The 3,466-nt window shown below is 66.0% G+C and carries 1 protein-coding gene; it reads left to right on the top strand.

From position 1 onward, the window contains the following. The first annotated feature begins 205 nt into the window (after window positions 1–205). Entirely contained in the window at window positions 206–2,122 is a 1,917-nt protein-coding gene (gene yoaA / locus ACYQ2W_RS25670; protein WP_459873812.1) for a DNA repair helicase YoaA, read from the top strand. The last annotated feature ends 1,344 nt before the right edge of the window (window positions 2,123–3,466 follow it).

Genomic DNA, 3,466 nt, shown 5'->3' with positions numbered 1-3,466 from the left:
CAGGACGCGGAAGCCGCGGCATACAACGAGTATGCGCCCCTTTGCGCGTCTTGCCGGACGGGCGTCTCGACGCCCCAAAACAGGAAGTTATTCTTTCGCGGGCCCTTAGTGGGATGTGCGCTGCACGCTAGATCATTCGAACAATCCGCGCACAGCGCGCTCAGTCACTAAACACTAAACGTTGAGCACTAAGCACTGACCAACCATGGAATCCGTTTCTGAGATCTTCGGCGCAGAAGGCCCTCTCGCGAAGTCATTGGACGGCTACGCGCCGCGTCCGCAGCAGGTGGAGATGGCCGAGGCGGTGGAGCGGGCGCTGGCCGACAACGGGGTGCTGATCAGCGAGGCGGGCACCGGTACCGGCAAGACCTACGCCTATCTGGTGCCGGCGATCCGCTCCGGGCGCAAGGTGGTGATCTCCACCGGCACCAAGACCCTCCAGGACCAGCTCTTCCACCGTGACCTGCCCAAGGTGATGGAGGCGCTCGCCTGCCAGCCGCGCACCGCGCTCCTGAAGGGACGCGCCAACTACCTCTGCCCCTACCGCCTCGACCGCACCCTGGAGGAGGGGCGGCTCCCCTCCCGCGAGTTGGCCCACGAGCTGACCAAGGTGAACGAGTGGCGCGGGCGCACCGCGAGCGGGGACGTCGGCGAGGCAGGCATCCCCGAGGACGCCGAGATCCTCCCGCGGGTCACCTCCACCGCCGACAACTGCCTCGGCCAGGAGTGTCCCGATCTGGCCAAGTGTTTCGTCCTCAACGCCCGGCGCAAGGCGCAGGAAGCGGAGCTGGTGGTGGTCAATCACCACCTGCTGCTCGCCGACATGGCGCTGAAGGAGGAGGGCTTCGGCGAGGTGCTGCCCGACTGCGACGCCTTCATCCTCGACGAGGCGCACCAGTTGCCGGAGATCGCCGCCAATTTCTTCGGCCTCTCGCTCTCCAGCCGCCAACTGCTCGACCTGGCCAAGGACACGGTCACCGAGCAGATGAAGGACGCCAAGGAGATGGATAAGCTCGCCGAGAGCGCCTACAAGCTGGAGACCGCGGTGCGCAACTTCCGCCTCGCCTTCGGTACCGACCCGAAGCGGGCGCCGTGGGCGGAGGTGTGCGACCAGTCCGAGGTGAAGGAGACCCTGGAGAAGCTGACCGCCCGCCTCGATGAGCTGACCGGCCAGTTGGAGGTGGCGGCGCCGCGGGCCAAGGGGCTGGAGAACTGCTGGGATCGCGCCCAGGCGCTGGTCGAGCGGTTGGCCCGGGTGAGCGGGGTGGGCGAGGCGGAGGGGGAGTGGGTTCACTGGTACGAGACCTTCACCCGCGCCTTCTCGCTGAACCGCACGCCGTTGGACGTGGCGGTGCCGTTCCGCGGTCAGATGGCCGAGCGCAAGCGTGCCTGGATCTTCACCTCGGCGACCCTGGCGGTAGGCGAGGGGTTCGACCACTTCGCCCACCGCCTCGGCCTGGAGCCGACCGAGACGCTACGCCTCGACAGCCCCTTCGACTTCCGCCACCACGCGCTGCTCTACTGCCCGACCGAGATGCCCGATCCCAACGATCCCCGCTATACCGCCACGGTGGTCGAGCGGGCGGTGCCGGTGATCGAGGCGAGCGGTGGTTCGGCGTTTCTGCTGTTCACCAGTTACCGGGCGTTACGCGAGGCGCGCGGGCTGCTGGAGGAACGGATCGAGTTCCCGCTGTTGACCCAGGGGGATGCCCCCCGCGGCGAGCTGTTGGCGCGCTTCCGCAAGCTAGGCAACGCCGTGTTGCTGGGGACCCAGAGCTTCTGGGAGGGGGTCGACGTGCGTGGTGAGGCGCTCACCTGCGTGATCATCGACAAGCTCCCCTTCGCCTCGCCGGGTGATCCGGTGCTACAGGCGCGCATCGATTCGCTGAAGCGCAGCGGTGGCAACCCTTTTATGGAGTACCAGCTGCCGAACGCGGTAATCACCCTCAAGCAGGGGGTAGGCCGGCTGATCCGCGACATGGACGACTACGGTACCCTGATGTTGTGCGATCCGCGGCTCTTCACCCGCTCCTACGGCGGTCTGTTCGTCGGCTCGCTGCCCAACATGCCGAAGACCCGCAAGATCGAAGTGGTGCAGCGCTTCTTCGCGCAGTGGGATTAAGGGCTCGCGAAAGAATAACTTCCTGTTTTGGAACGCCGAGCCACTCCGCCCGGCGGCGTTGCGCAAAGGGTTGCATACAGCGAGTATGCGCCCCTTTGCGCGCCTTGCCGGACGGGCGTCTCGACGCCCCAAGACAGGAACTCTTCGTGTTGGAGGCGCTGCGTTGGATCGGAGCCGCCGTTGTTGTCGGTCGGCATCGCCATGAGGAGGTTCACTGAACTCCCGCTCGGAAAGTGGAGTACCTCCCCTCGTTCCCACGCTCTGCGTGGGAACGCCGCACTTCGACGCTCCGCGTCGTGTCGAGCGGAGGCACCCAGACCTCGGCGCCCTGCCCCGTTGATGGACGCAGAGCCGAGGTATCCGGTTACGACGCAGAGCGTCATAACCAGGGACAAGTCGGTTCCTTCACGTTTCCCCTCGTTCCCACGCTCCGCGTGGCAACGCCGCACTTCGACGCTCCGCGTCGTGCCGAGCGGAGGCACCCAGACCTCCGCGCCCTGCCCCGTTGATGGACGCAGAGCGTCCGAGGTATCCGGTTACGACGCAGAGCGTCCTAACCAGGGACAAGTCGGTTCCTTCACGTTTCCCCTCGTTCCTACGCTCCGCGTGGGAACGCCGCACTTCGACGCTCCGCGTCGTGCCGAGCGGAGGCACCCAGACCTCCGCGCCCCGCCCCGTTGATGGACGCAGAGCGTCCGAGGTATCCGGTTACGACGCAGAGCGTCATAACCAGGGACAAAAGTCGGTTCCTTCACGTTTCCCCTCGTTCCCACGCTCTGCGTGGGAACGCCGCACTTCGACGCTCCGCGTCGTGTCGAGCGGAGGCACCGAGACCTCCGCACCCTGTCCCGTTGATGGACGCAGAGCGTCCGAGGTATCCGGTTACGACGCAGAGCGTCGTAACCAGGGACAAGTCGGCCTTCGTTCCCCTCGTTCCCACGCTCTGCGTGGGAACGCCGCACTTCGACGCTCCGCGTCGTGTCGAACGGAGGCATCGAGACCTCCGCGCCCTGCCCCGTTGATGGACGCAGAGCGTCCGAGGTATCCGGTTACGACGCAGAGCGTCCTAACCAGGGACAAGTCGGTTCCTTCACGTTTCCCCTCGTTCCCACGCTCTGCGTGGGAACGCCGCTCTTCGACGCTCTGCGTCGTGTCGAACGGAGGCATCGAGACCTCCGCGCCCTGCCCCGTTGATGGACGCAGAGCGTCCAAGTTATCCGGTTACGACGCAGAGCGTCGTAACCAGGGACAAGTCGGTTCCTTCACGTTTCCCCTCGTTCCCACGCTCCGCGTGGGAACGCCGCTCTTCGACGCTCTGCGTCGTGTTGAGCGGAGGCACCCAGA

The sequence above is a fragment of the Endothiovibrio diazotrophicus genome, assembly GCF_054657215.1.
Note: the sequence above shows the minus strand (reverse complement) of the source record. Positions and strands in the feature narration are given on the sequence as shown.